Source organism: Thalassotalea eurytherma (assembly GCF_030161415.1).
In the GTDB taxonomy this organism is placed as follows: domain Bacteria; phylum Pseudomonadota; class Gammaproteobacteria; order Enterobacterales; family Alteromonadaceae; genus Thalassotalea_G; species Thalassotalea_G eurytherma.
Genome location: NZ_BSSU01000004.1, coordinates 15,881 through 32,867 on the forward strand (window position 1 = coordinate 15,881; position 16,987 = coordinate 32,867).

14 protein-coding genes and 1 tRNA gene are annotated in these 16,987 nt (G+C 39.6%); 8 read left to right on the plus strand and 7 right to left on the minus strand.

Features of this window, described 5'->3' with window-relative positions:
• From secD to queA, 4 genes are read right to left on the minus strand one after another with little or no spacing between them, the layout of a single operon-like run.
• On the minus strand, nt 1-1,851 hold the full coding sequence (gene secD, locus QQK02_RS04045; protein WP_284206672.1) for a protein translocase subunit SecD: 1,851 nt from the start codon (nt 1,849-1,851) through the stop codon (nt 1-3).
• Nucleotides 1,852-1,911: 60 nt separating this feature from the next.
• Nucleotides 1,912-2,244, minus strand: a complete 333-nt coding sequence (gene yajC, locus QQK02_RS04050) for a preprotein translocase subunit YajC (protein WP_284206673.1) — start codon at nt 2,242-2,244, stop codon at nt 1,912-1,914.
• 35 nt (nt 2,245-2,279) lie between these two features.
• Nucleotides 2,280-3,410: a tRNA guanosine(34) transglycosylase Tgt gene (tgt, locus tag QQK02_RS04055; protein WP_284206674.1), complete on the minus strand. Its 1,131-nt coding sequence runs from the start codon at nt 3,408-3,410 to the stop codon at nt 2,280-2,282.
• A gap of 45 nt (nt 3,411-3,455) precedes the next feature.
• Nucleotides 3,456-4,511, minus strand: a complete 1,056-nt coding sequence (gene queA / locus QQK02_RS04060; RefSeq protein WP_284206675.1) for a tRNA preQ1(34) S-adenosylmethionine ribosyltransferase-isomerase QueA — start codon at nt 4,509-4,511, stop codon at nt 3,456-3,458.
• 259 nt (nt 4,512-4,770) lie between these two features.
• Here queA and aceK point away from each other — a divergent pair, with 259 nt between their 5' ends.
• The 6 genes from aceK to QQK02_RS04090 all read left to right on the plus strand — a co-directional run bounded on the left by aceK (nt 4,771) and on the right by QQK02_RS04090 (nt 10,499).
• Entirely contained in the window at nt 4,771-6,501 is a 1,731-nt protein-coding gene (gene aceK / locus QQK02_RS04065) for a bifunctional isocitrate dehydrogenase kinase/phosphatase (protein WP_284206676.1), read from the plus strand.
• Nucleotides 6,502-6,654: 153 nt separating this feature from the next.
• Nucleotides 6,655-6,731 (plus strand) — tRNA-Trp (locus QQK02_RS04070).
• Between the two features lie 70 nt (nt 6,732-6,801).
• Nucleotides 6,802-7,161 (plus strand): DNA polymerase III subunit psi, encoded by a 360-nt coding sequence (locus tag QQK02_RS04075; RefSeq protein WP_284206677.1) that lies wholly within the window; start codon nt 6,802-6,804, stop codon nt 7,159-7,161.
• Nucleotides 7,158-7,604 (plus strand): ribosomal protein S18-alanine N-acetyltransferase, encoded by a 447-nt coding sequence (gene rimI / locus QQK02_RS04080; RefSeq protein WP_284206678.1) that lies wholly within the window; start codon nt 7,158-7,160, stop codon nt 7,602-7,604. Before QQK02_RS04075 ends, rimI begins: the two co-directional genes overlap by 4 nt.
• 181 nt (nt 7,605-7,785) lie before the next feature.
• Entirely contained in the window at nt 7,786-9,699 is a 1,914-nt protein-coding gene (locus QQK02_RS04085) for a methyl-accepting chemotaxis protein (RefSeq protein ID WP_284206679.1), read from the plus strand.
• Nucleotides 9,700-10,253: 554 nt separating this feature from the next.
• Nucleotides 10,254-10,499 (plus strand): hypothetical protein, encoded by a 246-nt coding sequence (locus tag QQK02_RS04090; protein WP_284206680.1) that lies wholly within the window; start codon nt 10,254-10,256, stop codon nt 10,497-10,499.
• 58 nt (nt 10,500-10,557) lie between these two features.
• On the opposite strand, the gene QQK02_RS04095 is transcribed toward QQK02_RS04090, so the two are convergent.
• From QQK02_RS04095 to QQK02_RS04105, 3 genes are all read right to left on the minus strand, one after another.
• Nucleotides 10,558-11,784 carry a M56 family metallopeptidase gene (locus tag QQK02_RS04095; RefSeq protein WP_284206681.1) on the minus strand — a complete coding sequence of 409 codons (1,227 nt, stop codon included), beginning with the start codon at nt 11,782-11,784 and terminating at the stop codon, nt 10,558-10,560.
• A complete protein-coding gene (locus QQK02_RS04100) occupies nt 11,777-12,151 on the minus strand; it encodes a BlaI/MecI/CopY family transcriptional regulator (RefSeq protein WP_284206682.1) in 375 nt (124 codons plus the stop codon). Before QQK02_RS04100 ends, QQK02_RS04095 begins: the two co-directional genes overlap by 8 nt.
• A gap of 83 nt (nt 12,152-12,234) precedes the next feature.
• Nucleotides 12,235-13,200 carry a sensor domain-containing diguanylate cyclase gene (locus QQK02_RS04105; RefSeq protein ID WP_284206683.1) on the minus strand — a complete coding sequence of 322 codons (966 nt, stop codon included), beginning with the start codon at nt 13,198-13,200 and terminating at the stop codon, nt 12,235-12,237.
• 236 nt (nt 13,201-13,436) lie between these two features.
• Between QQK02_RS04105 and prfC the strand changes: the two genes are divergently transcribed.
• Nucleotides 13,437-15,017: a peptide chain release factor 3 gene (prfC, locus tag QQK02_RS04110; protein ID WP_284206684.1), complete on the plus strand. Its 1,581-nt coding sequence runs from the start codon at nt 13,437-13,439 to the stop codon at nt 15,015-15,017.
• Between the two features lie 204 nt (nt 15,018-15,221).
• A complete protein-coding gene (gene argS, locus QQK02_RS04115; RefSeq protein ID WP_284206685.1) occupies nt 15,222-16,973 on the plus strand; it encodes an arginine--tRNA ligase in 1,752 nt (583 codons plus the stop codon).
• The last annotated feature ends 14 nt before the right edge of the window (nt 16,974-16,987 follow it).

The following is a 16,987-nucleotide window of genomic DNA, read 5'->3' on the forward strand; positions in this document are numbered from 1 at the left end:
TTAAATTGGTAGTTTCTCAAGGCGTCTACCGCCCCAAACACCATTTACAATGGTACGAGTTAATAAAATAGCGGTAAACATCGATGTGATAATACCGATAGATAACGTAACTGCGAAGCCTTTGATTGGGCCAGTACCAACAGCAAACAAAACAAACGCTGCAATCAAAGTCGTAATATTGGCATCAAGAATGGTTGAATAAGCGGCATCGTAACCTTGATGAATCGCTTGTTGGACTGATTTACCATTACGCAATTCTTCGCGAATACGCTCAAAAATAAGTACGTTTGCGTCGACGGCCATACCAACGGTTAATACAATACCCGCCATACCTGGTAACGTTAATGTTGCACCTGGGATCATCGACATAACACCAATAATCATAATAAGGTTAACGGTCAGTGCAACGTCAGCGACAATGCCGAATGCACGGTAGTAAATAACCATAAAGATACAAACCGCGATAAAGCCTATAACAATCGCTTGAAGACCTAACTGTACGTTTTCAGCACCTAGAGATGGTCCAACAGTACGTTCTTCAACAATTTGAATAGGTGCAATTAAGGCACCAGCACGAAGTAATAACGCTAAGTCATGTGCTTCAGCTTGGCTACCTGCACCCGTAATACGGAAGCTTTTGCCTAATCGAGCTTGAATAGTTGGTGCAGAAATAACTTCTTCAACTTTTTCAAAGATGGTATTGCCTTCTGCATCAACTCTACCTGTTGGCTTGTATTCAATAAATACAACCGCCATTGGCTTACCAATGTTGTTTTTGGTTGCGTTAGAGAATTTGCTACCACCTGGCGAATCAAGGGTAATGTTTACTTGCGGGCGTGAATATTCATCGAAGCCAGATTTAGCATCAACAATATGATCACCCGTTAACATAACGCGTTTCTTTAACAGAATTGGGCGATTAGTATCACGTTGATTTAATAGTTGAGAGCTTGCCGGTACACGACCACTTAAGGCTGCGTTCAAATCACCGTCAGTATCAACCATTCTAAATTCAATAGTCGCAGTTGCATTCAAAATTTTCTTAGCTTTTGCCGTATCTTGAATACCCGGTAATTCGATAACAATATGCTTTTGACCTTGACGTTGTACAAGCGGTTCTGCAACACCTAATTCATTTACACGGTTACGAATAATCGTAATGTTTTGCTGAAGCGCATATTCACGTGTTTCTTTTAATTTTTGCTCTGTCATGATCGCAGTAAGCGTTAAATCATCAGAGTTTTCGTCAAAAATAAAATCGCGGTAACGGCGAGATAGAAAGGTTTCTGCCGCGTCTAAATCTTCAGCATTTCTTAAGCGAATCTCAATGCCATTATCAGTGCGTTTAACACCTTTATAGCGAATTTTTTCGCCACGAAGGTCGGTACGAAAATCACCTACCATACCGTTTTCAGCTTTTAAGATGGCTTCGTTCATATTAACTTCCATTAAGAAGCTAACACCACCACTTAAATCTAAACCTAGTTTCATAGGCGCTCCGCCTACTGCAGCTAACCAATCAGGTGTTGCTGGCGTAAGGTTTAACGCAACTGAATATTCTTCACCAATTTTTTCATCAAGTAAGTCACGCGCTCTTAACTGATCTTCAGTATTCTTGAAACGAACCAATACTTGGTCTTTTTCAAATTCAGCGTTCATGTACTCAATTTGGTTTTCTTTAAGGGTACTTTCAACGTTTGCCTTCGTTGTCTCACTCGCTACAAAGCCACGTAAGCCTGAAATTTGTACCGCTGGGTCTTCACCATAAAGGTTTGGTGCAGCATATAGGGCACTGATGGCAACAATGAACAGCACCATCAAGGTTTTCCATAATGGATACTTGTTTAACACAATTTCATCCTAAAGTTATCTTTAATAAAGCAAAAAGCCGCAACAAGTGCGGCTATTTGACTACAAGCTTTTCATTGTGCCTTTTGGCAGTACTGCTGAAATAGCAGCTTTTTGTACTGTTACTTCAGTACCTTCAGCAATTGCAATCACAACAAAGTCTTTTTCATCAGAAACTTTTGCAATTTTACCTACTAAACCACCTTGTGTAAGCACTTCATCGCCTTTGCCTAATGCAGACATTAAGCTTTTATGCTCTTTAACACGTTTAGCTTGTGGGCGGTAAATCATAAAATAAAACACTAAACCAAACACAAGTAACATGATGATCATGTCCATACCGGCACCTGGAGCTGGCGCTGCTGCGGCGTGTGCTTTACTAATAAAAAAGTCCATAGTTTCCTCTTCTTATACTTCTATTAAACGTTAAATTATGTTTTCTCTTGACCTGCTAATGGCGGCACAGGCAAACCACGCAAGGCATAGAATTCTTCGACAAATCCGTCCAATTTACCTTGCTCTATCGCATCACGCAAACCTTTCATAACACGTTGATAAAAGCGTAGGTTATGAATGGTATTCAATTGTGATCCTAAAATTTCGTTACACTTATCTAAATGATGTAAATATGCACGAGAATAGTTCTTACAAGTGTAGCAATCACACTGCGGATCTAATGGGCCATTATCTGTTTTATGACGAGCATTGCGAATTTTCACCACACCGTCTGTCACAAATAAATGACCATTTCGTGCGTTTCTCGTTGGCATCACACAATCAAACATGTCGATACCACGACGCACGCCTTCCACTAGGTCTTCAGGCTTACCAACTCCCATTAGATATCGGGGTTTATTTTCCGGAATCAAGGGGGTTGTATGATCTAAAATGCGAATCATATCTTCTTTTGGTTCACCCACCGACAAACCACCAATGGCATAGCCATCAAATTCAATACTTTTTAGGCCTTTGGCAGAAATTTCACGCAAGTCTTCATACATACCACCTTGCACGATGCCAAATAACGCATTTTTATTGCCTTTATGAGCATCTTTAGAACGTTGAGCCCAACGCAGCGAAAGCTCCATTGAGTCTTTTGCTTCTTGGTGAGTTGCTGGATAAGGCGTACATTCATCAAATATCATCACAATATCTGAACCTAGTTTGCGCTGAACTTCCATTGATCGCTCGGGTGTCAGCATAATTTTTTCACCGTTGACAGGCGAGCTAAACTTTACGCCTTCTTCAGTGATTTTACGCATTTTCCCTAAACTAAATACTTGGAAACCACCTGAGTCAGTTAAGATAGGTTTATCCCAATTAATAAAGTCATGCAAATCGCCATGTTGTTCAATAATATCGGTACCTGGACGAAGCATTAAATGGAAGGTATTACCCAGAATAATTTCTGCGCCTATTTCTTCCACTTCTTCAGTTTTCATACCTTTAACTGTACCGTAAGTACCTACAGGCATAAACGCAGGGGTTTCTACCGTGCCGCGGTCAAATGTTAAACGACCACGACGTGCTTTACCGTCGGTAGTGATCAATTCATATTTCATGTTTCTTTCCTTAACCTACCAGCGAAACAGGCTGATGGTAATTGGCTACACTAATGATAGTGTTTTACGTGTTAAAAACATGGCATCGCCATAACTAAAGAAACGATATTCATTTGCTACCGCTTCCTTATAGGCCGCCATAATATGCTCGTAGCCTGAAAAGGCACTTACCAGCATTAATAAAGTTGATTCAGACAGGTGGAAGTTCGTGATTAAACCATCAACCAACTGCCAATTGTATCCTGGCGTAATAAAGATACTGGTGTCTTGGTAATAAGGTGCTAGCTCAGTACCTGCATCTAATGCGCTTTTTGCTGCACTTTCTAACGAACGAACTGACGTAGTGCCAACAGCAATAATGCGTCCACCTCGCGCTTTGGTTTGTTTGATTTGCTCAACAACTTGTTCGCTTACTTCCACATATTCAGCATGCATAACATGGTCTTTTACGTCGTCGACCTTTACAGTTTGAAACGTACCAGCGCCCACATGCAAAGTAACAAAGGCAAGCTCAACACCTTTAGCCTTAATTTTTTCTAGTAACTCATCATCAAAATGCAATCCTGCCGTTGGCGCAGCAACCGCGCCTGGTTTTTCATTGTAAACCGTTTGATAGCGTTCTTTGTCACTGTCTTCGTCAGGACGGTCAATGTATGGCGGCAACGGCATATGACCAATGCGCTCTAGAATGTTTAGTACATTTTCATCATGATTAAATTTCAGTTCAAAAAGCGCATCGTGACGTGCAACCATGGTGACATTCACTTCACCTTCTAAAATGATCTCTGAGCCAGGTTTGGGAGACTTACTGCAACGGACGTGCGCTAATACACTATGCTCATCTAAAATGCGTTCAACCAATACTTCAAGCTTTCCACCGCTCGCTTTTTGACCGAACATACGTGCAGGAATAACGCGCGTATTATTGAAAACCAATAAATCGCCAGGTGCTAAATGTGACAACACATCAGGGAATGTTTGATGTGAAATATCGCCGGTATTGCCATCTAACGCCATTAACCGGCTAGCCGTTCGTTGAGCTTTTGGATAACGAGCAATTAAATGTTCAGGTAAATCAAATGAAAAATCAGCTACACGCATTGGTTTTTTACTAGTTTTTTGACAAGTTAAAATCGTGCGCTAGTCTAGTGTTAGCAGTAGATAATAGCAAGATAAAAGTGTTACTTTTACGCAATAAACTGTCATGTAAAAAGCACCTATTTATTCACAAAAATCTAATCGACTAAATAACGTTTAATAAGTAACTGTTATACTTGCTATTCATTAAATAACTTTTCGCCTTGCTAAGCAGTTTAATAGGCTTTAGGTTGAATCTATAAACGGTTGATATCGAGTTGTTATGAATAATCTAGCCTACGCCATTGCCAAAACCATCCTTAATGGCTTTGAACGCCATATTTTTCTATTTACTGAAATAACCCGCAGCGCAAAGCAGCGATTTGAACAATGCCAATGGCAAGACGTGCATTTAGCCGCAAAACAGCGAACCGACTTTTACGATAAACGTGTTACCGAAACCCTCTTTACGCTAAAGCAGGACTTTGAAATAGAGCAGTTAGATTGCCAACTTTGGCAAAATGTAAAACTTGCTTATGTTGAAATGCTAGAAAAACACCCACAGCCTGATTTAGCTGAGAGTTTTTATAATTCAATTTTTTGTCATTTATTTGAGCGTAAATATTACAACAACGACTATATTTTTGTACAAACGACAGCCAGTAAAAGCCAACCAGTCGCAGCTGCACAGTTATACACGCGCTACTATCCTGACGAAAAAGGTTTAAAACAAACCATTTACGATATTTTAGCAAAGCCACAATTTGATATCGCATACGAAAACCTAACCAGAGACGTTGATATTTTAATTGAGCAATTTTATCAACAATCAAAGAAAACTCATTACACACCAAAACAAATGTCTTTCGATATTCTCGACTTTGTCTTTTATCGGAACAAAGGCGCTTACATTATCGGAAAAGTAAATTCGCCAGGTGGAGAAACGCCTTTTATTCTTGCCTTAGTTAATAATGAACATGGCGGCATTGTGTTAGATGCCATGTTAAGTGCCAGCGAGGAAATGGCAGTGATATTTGGTTTTGCTCGTGCGTACTTTTTTGTCGATTGCCAACACCCGTATGCACTTGTGGCATTTTTGAAAAAGCTGATCCCACATAAAACAAAAGCTGAACTCTATTCGGCTATTGGTTATCACAAACAGGGTAAAACACAGTTCTATCGCGATTTCCTTAATCATTTATCAAGTAGCGATGATCAGCTTATTTTGGCACCAGGTATTAAAGGCATGGTGATGTCTGTATTCACATTACCGTCCTACCCTTATGTATTTAAAATAATTAAAGATAAATTTTCGCCTTCAAAAAGCGTAACAAAAGCCGAAGTAAAAGAAAAATACCGTCTGGTAAAACTCCATGATCGTGTCGGCCGCATGGCAGACACCATGGAATATTCAGAAGTCGCTTTTCCAAAGTCTCGTTTTAGCCAAGAATTACTTGATGAACTATTAACGGTTGCACCTTCTATTGTTCGATTTGAAGATGATCTTGTCGTTATACAGCATATGTACATTGAACGCAGAATGACACCACTAAATCTTTTCTTAGCTGATGCAAATGAAAAAGAACAAGAAGACGCACTGTTTGGCTACGGGCAAGCAATAAAGCAACTGATTGCAGCTGACATCTTTCCAGGCGACATGCTATTAAAAAACTTTGGCGTAACACGCCATGGTCGCGTTATCTTTTACGATTATGATGAAATAACCTATATGGATGAAGTCTGCTTTAGAACAAAGCCAGAGCCAAAAACAGAAGAACAAATATATGCCTCAGAACCTTGGTATACGGTTAATCCTGGCGATGTTTTTCCAGAAGAATTAGCGATTTTTGCATTAGCCAACCCAACCTATAAAACATTATTTAAAAAACACCATGAAGATTTACTTTCCGCGCCTTATTGGCAACAAGCACAAAGTAACGTGGCAAACGGAGTTATTGAAGACGTATTCCCGTACCCGACAGAAATGCGTTTTTGCCACCATTACCTTAAGTAGTTAGAGGTAATACCGTATAAAAGCTTACTGGTGAAAAACAACGCAAAAAGACAGAAAAAACGATGGGAGTGGATATAAAATAAGCGAACGGTAAAAATTCGTAAATTTACTCTTTACCTTTTTAAAAGCATACGTATAATGCTCGCTTGTTGCAGGGGTATAGTTCCAATTGGTAGAACAGCGGTCTCCAAAACCGACGGTTGGGAGTTCGAATCTCTCTACCCCTGCCATTCTTCCTTCTTTGCATCCCTTATATATTTCGTTACTATAGAATTCCTTTTGTTTGATGCAGTAGCCTTAATGACAATTTCACAAAGACAATACGATATTTTAAACGAAATTGGCATAGACCTATGGCAAGCTAAAACGTCAACTAAGCAAAAACACGTTAGTTACGCTGAAATTTCAAAAATCGACTATGAACAACTTGTTCAAACGCAATTATTTCAAGATATCTTAATGGCAATGAATATTGATACAGACCAACACCAGCTGGTCTCTGGCCATATTGATTTAGGCTTAATTAACTGGCAATTTAGCCAAGAAAACACGTGTTATTATCAAGACCAATTGCTGGTAACACCCTCGCTAGATGATATTAAACAATCTAGTCAGTTGAAACGCCAGCTCTGGCAAACCATTAACGAACTTCGCACATGACACTAGCATTTACAGACCTTAATCAAGCTTCGGTAGAGGCTATTATGCCTATCGAACAAGCGTGTCACTCTCATCCATGGAATGAAAAGTTAATGCGCAGTTGTATTGGCGGACGCTACTTTGGCGCTGTCGCAAAACTAAACAATAAGATAATAGGCTTTTATATTGCTGATAATGTTGTCGGTGACTCTACCTTAATGGATATTTGTGTTGCACCTGAACAGCAAGGTAATGGATACGGAAAAGCGTTATTAAACCAATACCTTAGCCATGCAAAAAAACTCGACTGTTTAACACTATTTTTAGAAGTACGTTCAAGCAATATCAGTGCACAAATGCTCTATATCAATCACGGTTATGTAGAAACAGGGCGACGAACTGGCTATTACCCGAAAGCAATAGGTTACGAAGACGCAATCATAATGCGTAAAAATCTAGGTTAACTGCGGCAAGTAGTTAGATTTATTAACTATTGCCTAGCGTTAAAATTCACTTGAAAAATTACTATATCCTCCTAATATGCGCAGCCTACGCACATTTTGCTATCAATGATTATAATTTGTAGCAAGCGTTACGTTAAGTATTTGTTAAAATTATTGAACAACATTATGGCTCCCAGGTTTAATGATGAAAATCCTCTCTATCCGAAATAAAATTTTTATCTCTCTGATTAGTCTGGTATTGCTAACAGCCATACTTATCGGTACGTTTGGTCAACTTAGTGCTCGTTCCGTGGTTGAAGAACGTATGCTAGGCTCCGAAATTCCATCTACGGTGCAAAACGTTAGTGCTCAAATTAACAATGAAATATCTGAAATGTTGGTCATTTCAACTCAACTAGCCACTGATAGCTTTATTTTAGACTGGAACGAAAATGGCCGTTCTAAAGCCGGTGAAGCGCAATTAGTGCAAAAACTTAAAGACATTACACAAACCTTTGACTTAAGTGCAGCCTCATTTGCCGACAGACAATCAGCGATGTATTGGAACCAAGATGGTTTCTTACGCCAATTAAAAAATGACAATATTGATGGCTGGTTTTACGCATACCGTGACAGCGCTAAGCAGACGAGTGCTAGTTTATATCACTACCCTAATTCAAATAAAATTGATGTATTTATTAATTATCAACAGCTACAAGGTGCTGGCTTATCCGGTATCGCCAAGTCATTTGAAGCGATGGCAGAGCTCCTCAACTCGTTCAAAATAGAGGAAACAGGTTTTGTATATTTAGTTGACGGCAATGGCGTTATCCAACTTCATCGCAACAAATCACTCATCGGTAAGTCTATCAATGAGATATACAAAACTAATGTTGATAGCTTACTCAATCAAACTGACTTCAACTTAGCAGAAAGCCTATTTGAGCAGGATCTACTGGTAGCCTCAAGCCATATCGATAGTGCAAACTGGTTTGTTGTTGCCCAAGTACCACGTTCTGAAATATTCCACGCGATAGATGAAGCTCGCCAGCAAATCATGCTCACGATGCTTGTCATTATACTTATCGCTTTTGTACTGGCTTATTTCATTACAAACAGCATTACACAACCTATTGCACAACTTGCGACAATGTTCCAAGAATTAGGTCGAGGACAAGCAAACATTTCCCACAGACTGCCTGAAAAAGGCCAACAAGAAATGATTGCGGTAGCAAAAGGTTACAATCAATTTATTAGTAAATTAGCAGCTGTATTTGTTCAGGTAGAGGAAAATAGCCAAAAGCTGCACGATATTGCTGTAAAACTAAATAATGATGCAAATACAAGTATCAGCGGTTCAATTACTAGTGATGAAAATACTCAACATATCTCAACCGCGCTCAGCCAAATTGGTGAAACGGTATCTGAGATCGCGAAAAACGCGTTGGAAGCTTCAGATATCGCAACTAACATTCAAACAAATGAATCTCATGTCCAACAAGTTATTGAGCAAACAGATAATGACATTAGCAACCTTGCGGAAAAAATTAATGATATCGCTACAGTAATTAATTCGCTCACCGTAAATACTGAAACCATTGCCAATGCACTGTCAGCTATTGAGACTATTTCTGCTCAAACTAACTTACTGGCACTAAATGCAGCTATTGAAGCCGCTCGCGCTGGTGAACATGGCAGAGGTTTTTCTGTCGTTGCCGATGAAGTGCGAAACTTGGCGGCGCAAACAGCGACGTCAACAACACAAATACAGGGGATTATGGAAACCTTACGAGCTTCTTCGGCATCTGCCTCTTCTGAAATTGAGGGGGTTATCGAGCAATCTAAACACACCTCAGCATCAATTGAAAAAGCACGTCAAGATCTGTTAAAAAGTGTCGAGTTAACACATAAGATTACCAATACGTCTCACATTGTTGCGACGGCAACAGAAGAGCAATCTATTACCTTAACGGATATCAACGCCAATATGGATGAGTTTACGTCTACAGCAGTAGATAATCGTGAAATGGTACAGAAATATGCTGATGAAACTCAAACCTTACAAGGTCTTTCGCAAGATCTCGAAAAGTTGATGGCACAATTTAAGAAGCATTAACGTTCAATAGAGCACAAAGGGAAGCCTCCCTTTGTTCTTAATCAGCTTTTATTTGGTGCTACCACTATTTTATCATTATCACGCAAATAAATTACGGTGCCCTTTTCAATAGTCACAGAAGCCGCATCTATGACTGATGAATCAAAATAGCAGCCTTGGCTAAGTGATTTAACGTCATCTTACTATTTCTTGTAGTTAACTGTTCCTGCAATAACAACCGCTCTAAATTCCTGCGTTCCTGTTATCTACTAACCATTAAAACTGTCGGAAACCGTAATAATGAACACCTAATTTCCCTTTTCGCTACTGCCCCACAAAAGCGTTTCTTCCACATGAGGCTTGCTAGCGCTCATTGTTCGCCAAACCAAGCCTAATATTTTTAGAAATCATCGAATGGAAATTGATAGACAGGGAAGACGTTAATGTAAGTAAAAATGCTATTCATTCAAAATTAGTGATGAATTTACAAGGTTTAACAAACCATTACTATTTTACTAAAGATAATATAACGCCCCACTAATATGATTAAGCTACAATCAACATTGGAGTTAACCATGGGTTCTCACAAAACATACAGTAAAAATGCTTTTCAACAAAGCCATGTTGCAAGCGCTCGTTGGGTAGCAGAACAAGCGATTTTTAAACTAGCGGAGATTACCCCTCATAGTCAGGCAACTTGTGCTGCGATACTTTCAGAGCAACTTAATCAAGTAGCACCTAACGATAAAAAAACGCAGGAAAGCACCATAAGCCATGATGAACTCGCTGATATTTCCCGGCGTTTTAACAAATTTAGCTAAGCAAACAAGCATTTTGCAAAACACAGCCTTTCGCTCAACCAATAGGCTCCTACAACAACTAGTCGCGCGTCACCTTAATTTGCTCGACTTGTTTAAAGGCTAATTCAGACGATTTTGACAAGGCAAAATCTAATTGAACTAGCGCATTCTTCATACCCGCATTAGATGCTTGGTACTGCCACTGCTTCAATGCCACTTTAGCACTCTTATCAAAGACGCCCGCAGGGGTTGCTTTAATAACTGAAACATTATCAACATCACCTGATGACGTAATGTCAAACTTCAACACTACAGAGCCTTCTAACTTTTGCTCTACAGCAGCTTTTGGGTATTTAGGCTCAATACGCTTTATCGGCATAATGTGCTCAGCCTTTTTCCCTTGAACGGCCTGATTAGGGCCAGCAAAACTCATTGCTGACAAACTCATTAAAAAAGCGCCTATGACAACCAGTGATATTAACACTGAGCCTTTTGGGTTATCTTTTATAAACTGTATACGTTCAAACATCACGTTTTTATCTCCATATTCTTTAAAGGACAATTGAGCAAAACCAATAGGTACAGTTAATTGTGCTGCTGTGACTAAGGCTTTACTGTAGTTGATCCTGCAGTTTGTGTGTTTGCGCGCCAACACAGTTTCATCACAGGAAAGTTCTTGGTCACGGCGATAATAGCGAAAAGCTAACCATGCCAAGGGGTGAAACCACATTATTGCTAATAATATTAGCGCAAATGCATTCCAGACTAGGTCATTACGTTGATAATGACAGAGTTCGTGTTCAAGGATCAGGGTTTGCTGCTCCTTTGAAAAATGCTGATTAAATTCTTCAGGAATCACTAACATCGGTTTAATAAGGCCAATGAGCATAGGACTAAACACATCATCACTTTGCCTAATATGTAAGCCTTCAACCTTAAAACCTTCAATAGCAATGGGTTGCCATCGTTTTGCACGTTGAATTAGTACCAAGTGATTAATCAACAAATAGCCGACAAAAAGACAAAAACCAGTGAGCCACAAGTAAAAAGCCAAATCATAAATTGAATACCTATGTAACTGCTCATTAGCGACCACTAACACCTTTTGTACTTGTAATGAAGAATCCGGCGTTAATAGCCAGTTGGGAATATTGATGAGTGGTAAAATTAGAGATAGTGGCAAAAATAAATACAAGCGGTAGTACGTTTGGCTACCAACCAATGGTAATAGTAGTACCCTAGCAAGTACCAAAACGCTAGCAAGTACACTAAAGGGAATTATTGCTTCGATTAGCCAATCAATCATTCTCTTTCTCCCAAGAGCTGATCAATGCCTTTAATGACTCAACATCTTCCTTTTCTAGTTGATTATGCTTAGCAAAGCCCGCCACCAACGGCGACAACTTACCACTGAATAGTCGCTGAACTAGCGATGAGCTTTCTTGCTCTTGATAGCTCTCTCGTTCGATTAATGGGTAGTAAAGATATCGACGTTGTTCTTTTTCAAAGCCCAGGGCTTCTTTCTTCACGAGTCGATTAAGTAGTGTTTTAACGGTTTTTTCATGCCACTGACGTTCTTCATTTAAACGCTCAACAATTTCTGCAGCGCTAAGAGGGTGTTGTTGCCAAATAACGTTTAAAACTTCAAATTCTGCTTTACTGATTTCAATCATGCCTTCAACTATTACAAATGTAATCTTAAATTAAAGATTACACCTGTAATCAATAAAGTCAAGGAGATTATTCATCGGTAGAGTTACGTTTTGTCCTGTTGATGTTTATGCTCATACATATGCTGGTCTGCATCTTCAATCAAGGCTTCAATGCAATGGTGAACTTTTGAATTTAAACTAACAATGCCGTATGAAAACTCTATTTGATAAGGGGCTTGTGACCGCTTATTAAAGTCATCTAGTTTTTCTTGAAAGCGTTCTAAAATGAATTCAGCATCTTTTCGGCTAGTATTGGTAAAGAGCACGGCAAATTCATCGCCGCCCATGCGAGCAAAAATATCAGACTCTCGTAGTTCACGAGACAAAATACGGCTAAAAGTAATAAGAACGTTATCACCGACCAAATGACCATGGGTATCATTAATGACCTTAAACCGGTCTAAATCGAAATAAACGAGCGATAGTTCCAAATGATGGCGTTTGCACATTTGAAAACTAAAGTTTGACAAGGTATTGAAGCCACGTCGATTCGTGATACCAGTAAGTTCATCTAAAGTTGATGTTTGCACCGCTTCTAATTCACGCTCAGCTAACACAGCAAGATCTTCGAAAGCCTTGAGATCTTCGTCACTCAGCTTGCGTGGCTTATCGTCAATAATACAAAAGGTTCCCAAACGAGAACCATTAATACCTTTTAACGGGTATCCAGCATAAAACCGAATATTTGGATCTGCCGTCACAATAGGATTATTGGCAAAACGTTCGTCTTTGGTGGCGTCTTCGACAATTAAACAAGCGTCATACAAAATAGCGTGTCCACAAAAAGAAATGTCACGTCTAGTTTCACGAACAGGCAAGCCAAAACAAGATTTAAACCATTGGCGATTGTCATCAACTAAACTAACCAAAGCGATCGGCACGTTAAACAGACGCTTGGCCATGCGCGTCAGTCGGTCAAAACGTTCTTCGGGTTCAGTATCAAGAATTTTCAATGCGTGCAAAGTTTGCAATCGCTCTAATTCATTGTCTGGAAATTTTGGTGTAATCAATTTTCCCCCTGTCCGCTTTTTCTATGGTCACGAGCCCAGTATTAAGTATAGATGGAACTGACAAAAACGATGAAAGATTCGTCGTTTTTCTTGTGCAGTTTTTACGTTGACCATCACTAGGCCAATTGAAATAAAATAAATATAAAAAAGTTAGAGAATAATTACTGAATGACGCCAAGGTTTTAGGTATAATGTCGCGCTTTATTTTTTCGTATTCGCATTAACAGGTAACTAGCATGTCTGTACAACAGCAAGAAGTCGATCTCCGTCGTACCTTTGCCATTATCTCGCATCCAGATGCGGGTAAAACAACCATCACAGAAAAAGTTCTTTTATTTGGTCAAGCGCTTCAAAAAGCCGGTACTGTAAAAGGCAAAAAGTCAGGACAGCACGCAAAATCTGACTGGATGGAAATGGAAAAAGATCGTGGTATTTCTATCACCACCTCTGTCATGCAGTTTCCATATAACGATTGTTTAGTTAACTTGCTTGATACGCCAGGCCACGAAGACTTCTCAGAAGATACTTATCGTACATTAACTGCAGTAGATTCATGTTTAATGGTTATTGATACCGCCAAAGGTGTTGAGGATCGTACCATTAAACTTATGGAAGTAACGCGTTTGCGTGATACGCCAATCATTACCTTCATGAACAAAATGGACCGTGATACACGTGACCCAATGGAAGTCATGGATGAAGTAGAAGACGTACTTAAAATAAAGTGTGCACCGATTACTTGGCCAATAGGCATGGGTAAAGAATTTAAAGGTGTATATAACATTTTGACTGATGAAACCGTGTTATACCAAACAGGTCAAGGTCACACAATTCAAGAAAAACGCATTATTAAAGGGTTAGATAACCCTGAACTCGACACAGAAATCGGTCATTACGCTGACGACTTACGTGAGGAATTAGAGCTTGTTATTGGTGCTTCTCACGAATTTGACTTAGATGAGTTCTTAGCTGGTGATTTAACACCGGTGTTCTTCGGTACAGCATTAGGTAACTTTGGTGTAGACCATATGCTAGATGGTTTAACTAAATGGGCACCTACCCCATTACCTCGTCAAACGAATGGTCGCGATGTAAAAGCTACTGAAGAAAAATTCTCAGGGTTTGTTTTCAAAATTCAAGCAAACATGGATCCTAAACACCGTGATCGTATCGCTTTCATGCGTATTGTGTCTGGTAAGTATTCGAAAGGCATGAAAATGCGCCAGGTTCGTATTGGTAAAGATGTTAAAATTGCCGATGCGGTAACCTTTATGGCGGGTGATCGTGCAAACGTAGAAGAAGCTTTTGCTGGGGATATTATTGGTTTACATAACCACGGCAGTATTCAAATTGGTGACACCTTTACTCAAGGTGAAGAAATGAAATTTACCGGCATACCAAATTTCGCACCTGAAATGTTCCGCCGCATTCGTTTAAAAGACCCATTAAAAGCCAAACAATTACAAAAAGGCCTTATTCAGTTATCTGAAGAAGGTGCTGTACAAGTATTTAGGCCGTTTAACTCAAACGATATGATTGTTGGCGCCGTTGGTGTACTTCAATTTGAAGTTGTTGTTCAACGGTTAAAAACCGAATACAACGTAGATGCTATTTATGAAACGATTAGCGTGGCTACGGCGCGCTGGTGTACTTGTGATGACGAGCGTACTTTGGAACAATTCCAGAAGAAAGCCTATGATAATCTAGCTTTAGATGGCGGCGATAATTTAACGTATATTGCTCCAACGATGGTGAACTTAAGCTTAGCGCAAGAGCGCCATCCTGATATTAAGTTCCACCAAACTCGCGAACACTAAATTTCGTCGTAAAAATAATTTATGCTGCATTGTCGGCGTTATTTTTAAAAGTCACATAGGCAAGCTATGCTCCTATTAAAAATAACTTGGCGGCTTTGCCTAAATCCCTTTTACTTAGAAATTAAATTTTACTGTACAGAATTAAACGTCATTCCCGCGACGGCGGGAATCTCATGCGAAATAGCAAAGAGAATGTGATTAAAGATGAATATTAAACAACTATTATCAGACATCGTTTCAAAGGCCATGATCGATGCAGGCTTACCTGAAGGAACCAACCCAGCTGTAAGTCAATCAACTAAACCTCAGTTTGGCGATTATCAAGCAAACGGTGTAATGGGTGCTGCAAAAAAATTAAAAACAAATCCTAGAGAGTTAGCAACAAAAGTTGTTGATGCATTATCTCTTGAGCTTGTTGACAGTGGCATTGCTGAAAAAATTGAATTAGCAGGCCCAGGTTTTATTAACATTCATTTATCGAAACAATGGCTATCTCAGCAACTAGGCCAAGCAAGTAGTGACGAAAAGCTTGGTGTTAGTCAGCGTGAACAGCCTCTCAATGTTGTCGTTGACTATTCAGCGCCAAACCTTGCAAAAGAAATGCATGTTGGTCACTTGCGTTCAACGATTATCGGTGATGCAGTTGTTCGAGCGCTTGAGTTTAGAGGCGACAAAGTTATTCGTCAGAATCACATGGGTGATTGGGGTACGCAATTTGGCATGTTGCTAGCGCACCTAAGCGATAAACTAGAAGCTAATGAAGTTGCTGAAACTGCACTTGCAGATTTAGAAAACTTCTACCGTGAAGCCAAAATTCGCTTTGATGAAGAAGAAGGTTTTGCTGATCGTGCTCGTGAATATGTAGTAAGACTACAAGGTGGTGATGCCGATTGCTTGAAGCTATGGCAACAATTTATTGATATCTCTATTCATCACAGTGAAGAGATTTACAACAAGCTTAATGTGACGTTAACACGTGAAGATATCATGGGTGAAAGTGCCTACAACCCAGATTTACCCGTCGTTATTGATGAATTAATGGCGAAGAATATCGCCGTTGAAGATCAAGGCGCAAAAGTTGTTTTCATCGAAGAAATGGCAAACAAAGAAGGTGAACCTTCAGTATTCATCGTTCAGAAATCAGGTGGTGGATACTTATATGCAACCACCGACTTATCTGCGTGTCGCTATCGTAGTAATGATTTAAAAGCCGATCGCATTATTATTTTTACAGATGCTCGCCAAGCACTGCATTTCAAACAAGTAGAAATTGTAGCTCGCAAGGCTGGTTTCTTACCTGACAGTGTTATTTATGACCATTGCCCATTTGGTATGATGATGGGGGATGACGGCAAGCCATTTAAAACACGTACTGGTGGTACAATTAAGTTAGCCGACTTACTCGATGAAGCTGTTACTCGGGCTACTGATCTTATTAAAGATAAGAACCCAGAAATGCCTGCACAGCAGTTAGACGAAGTAGCTCGTAAAGTAGGTATTGGCGCAGTTAAATTTGCCGACCTATCTAAAAACCGTACCAGTGATTACATTTTTAACTGGAAAACAATGTTGAGCTTTGAGGGCGCTACCGCGCCATACTTGCAATACGCGTACTCACGTATTCAAAGTATCTTTACCAAAGCTGGCATTAATCAAAACCAGTTACCTACACAGGCAAGCATCGAAGCACCGCAAGAAAAAGCGCTTGCGCTTAAGCTATTGCAATTAGAAGAAGTATTAGATGCCGTTATTAGCGAAGGTACACCTAACTTACTTTGTAATTACCTATATGAGCTTGCAAGTTCATATATGAGTTTTTATGAAGCTTGCCCAATCTTAAAAGACGGCATTGACGAGCAAACCAAGCTTTCTCGCTTGGCACTATGTCAATCAATTGCTAACACGTTAAACAAAGGCTTAGATATCTTAGGTATTGAAGTCATGGAACGTATGTAATTTTGCGTTAATGC